The 2,937-nt window shown below is 74.5% G+C and carries 2 protein-coding genes and 1 pseudogene; all 3 read right to left on the bottom strand.

The window, feature by feature from the left end; genetic code table 11:
* Nucleotides 1–53 precede the first annotated feature (53 nt).
* On the bottom strand, nt 54–1,034 hold the full coding sequence (locus tag AB0O00_RS34130; protein WP_363658472.1) for an isocyanide synthase family protein: 981 nt from the start codon (nt 1,032–1,034) through the stop codon (nt 54–56).
* Between the two features lie 91 nt (nt 1,035–1,125).
* The gene (locus tag AB0O00_RS34125; RefSeq protein ID WP_363658470.1) at nt 1,126–2,505 is read right to left on the bottom strand and encodes a cytochrome P450; all 1,380 of its coding nucleotides are present in this window, start codon (nt 2,503–2,505) and stop codon (nt 1,126–1,128) included.
* 61 nt (nt 2,506–2,566) lie between these two features.
* Nucleotides 2,567–2,937: pseudogene (locus AB0O00_RS34120) on the bottom strand (MFS transporter); the annotation flags it as partial.

Raw genomic sequence — 2,937 nt, 5'->3', positions numbered from 1 at the left:
TCCCCCCCCCCCTCCCCCCGCCCCCCCCCGGCCCGCGCCCCCCCGGCGCCGCCTCAGACCGCCACGTAGTGGCTCGGGCGGCCGTCGCTCTCGACGAGCCGCCCGAGCTCCGCGGCGTCCGCACTGCGCAGCAACTCCCAGTGGCCGTCGGCCCGGTGGAGCACCGAGGAGTGCCAGGGCGTCGTCCACGCGTCCGCCGCCTCCAGCAGCCGGATGCCGAACTTCGGCGCCCCGGCCCGCTGCGGGTGGATGGACAGCCGGAACGCGTCCGGGTGGTGCTCGGCGATCAGGTCCCCCCAGGCGCGGCTGCGCTGGATCACCCCGTAGGCGCGGCGGCGGCACTCGCGCTGGAGGGCCGACTTGGTGCCGGTGAACCCGACGGTGTCCTCGGTGAGGAACCTGGTGATGCCCCGGTAGAGCCGCAGCGTCTCCTCGTCCGTCAGCACCTGCTCGCGCAACTCCTCGACGCTCGGCGCGTACCGGGCGTGCACGCGGGCGCGCTTCTCGTCGAACGGCAGGTCGCCGAGGACGGCCCGCAGGTCGAAGGTGGCCAGGTGCCGCAGGCCCTCGCGCTCGATCATCGCGGCGAGCGCGTCGGAGTACTCGTCGATGTGGTCGTCGGGGACGTGGATGAGGTCGCCGAAGATGTGGCCGTCCGAGCAGATCAGGATCCGCGCACCCGGGGCGTGGAGCGCGGCGATCTGCTCGCACAGCGCGTTGAGGAAGGTGAGCGACAGGCGCTCGCCCTCGTCGGGCAGGTGGCCGAGGACCTTCGCCGGGTTCGGCGACTTGCACGGGAAGCCGGGCAGGGTGAACACGATCGGCTCGCCGGCGGTGATGAAGCCGGTGAGCTGCGCGAGCTGCAGCGGGAAGTGGTGCGGGGGCGCGGCGAGTTCGGGGTCGGAGGCGCGGCGGTGCGGCAGGAGCAGGCCGAGGATGCGGGCGGCGAGGTGCTCGGCGGTCTCGTGTGCGGTCTCGTGCGCGGTCTCGGTAGGTGTGGGCGCGGTGGCGGTGATGGTGCCGACGGGCGGCATGGTGGTCCTCCACAGGACGTCGTCGTACGGGGCTGCGGGCTGCGTGGTGCGGCGCGTGGTGCGGGCTACGAGCCGGGGCTCGGGCCGGCGGTCAGACGCGCCCGTCGTAGGCGACCGGCAGCTTGTTCACCCCGCGGGCCAGGACGGCGGGGATCCAGGTGAGGGTGTCGAGGCCGTCGCCGCCCTCGGGCGCGTCGGCGGGGCGCAGCCCGGGCAGTCGGGTGAGCAACGTGCCGATGGCCACCTGGAGTTCGGCGCGGGCGAGGGCGGCGCCCGGGCAGTAGTGGATGCCGTGGCCGAAGGCGAGGTGGGCGTTCGGGGTGCGGTCGAAGTCGAGCCGGTCGGCGTCCGGGAACTGTTCGTCGTCCCGGTTGGCGGCGCAGAGGGAGACGATGACCGAGTCGCCGGCCGGAACGGCGGTGCCGAACAGGTCGCTGTCCTCGGCGAAGAACCGCCAGGTGGTGAGCTCGAACGCGGCGTCGTGGCGTAGGAGTTCCTCCACCGCGCGGGCGAGCAGGCCGGGGTCGGCGGCGATGCCTTCGACGAGCCGGGCGAGCTGCTCGGGGTGGCGCAGCAGGGTGATCAGCATGGTGGTGATCTGGTTGGTGACCGGTTCCTGTCCGGCGACCAGCAGCTGGAACACCATCGAGTCGAGCTCCTCCTGGCTCAACTCGCCCGCGTCGCGGGCCGCGACGAGCCGGCCGAGCAGGTCGTCCTCGGCCCGGGCGGGATCGTGGTGGGCGCGCTTGTGGGCGACGACGTCCGCGATGTACGTCTGGAGGCCGCGCAGCCGCGCCTCGTACGCGGGCCGGCCGGGGTCGAGCGGGCCGACCGGCTGCACGACCTTGCCCCAGTCGCGGTCGAAGCGCACGGCCAACTCGGCCGGCAGGCCTATGGTTTCGGCGAGCGCGCGGAACGGGTAGTGCGCCGCGAACCCGGCCACCAGGTCGGCGCCGCCGTCGGTGGGCAGCTCGTCGACCAGGGCGTCGGCGAGCTCCTGGAGCCGCGGCCGCAGCGCCTCCACCCGGCGCGGCGCGAAGGCGTCGAGGACGAGCTTGCGCATGGTGGTGTGCTTGGGCGGGTCCTGGTGGAGCAGGTGCACTTGGAGCTGCGAGTGCTGCGGTTCGGGCATGATCGAGGCGAGCCGGCGCCAGTTGTCGTTGCCCAGCGCGTGGTTCTTGCCCAGTCGGCCGTCGTTGAGGGCCGCGTGCGCGGCCTTGTAGCCGGTGACCAGCCACGCGTGGATCCCGCTCGGGAACTCCACCCGGTGGACGGGCCCGGCCTCGCGCATCCGCCGGTACAGCGGGTACGGATCGCGCTTGTACTCCGTCCCGTAGAGCGGTACGGGGTAGGGGAGCTGGGTGCCGGCTTCGCCGTTGCTGCCGGACGGGGTTCCGTACCCGAACGGGCAACGGGGTTCCTCCGGGGCGGGGAGGGCGGCAGGGTCGAGTTCGCTGGCTATGTCGGTCATGTGCGGTGAACCTCCGGTCGGACGGTGTTCCAGGGGGTGGCGGTCGGCCGGGGCGGCCGTGTCACGCCGCTGGGCGGTGGGCGTGGTGGTGGTGCAGGGCGAGGAGGACGACGGCGGTCGCGGCGGCGAGGACGGCCAGGGCGATCCCGGCGCGGGTGCCGGTGGTCGCGCGGTCGCCGGCCAGGGTGGCGGCGGTGGCGAGGGCGGGCCCGAGGGCGAAGCCGAGGCTGCGGGAGAGCTGGACGGCGGAGCCCGCGGTGGCCAGCCGGCCGGGCGGCGAGGCGGTCATCACCAGGGCCTGGGTGGGGCCGCCGTTGAGGCCCATGCCGGCGCCGGCGAGGGCGAGGCGCCACGCGATGTCGGCGTTGGTCCAGCCGCCGTCCAGCGGGAGGAGCAGGAGCAGGCCGAGGGTGGTGACGGCGGCGCCGGTCA

The organism is Kitasatospora sp. NPDC093558 (assembly GCF_040683475.1).
Classification (GTDB): domain Bacteria; phylum Actinomycetota; class Actinomycetes; order Streptomycetales; family Streptomycetaceae; genus Kitasatospora.
This window is presented reverse-complemented; position numbering and strand designations above follow the sequence as displayed.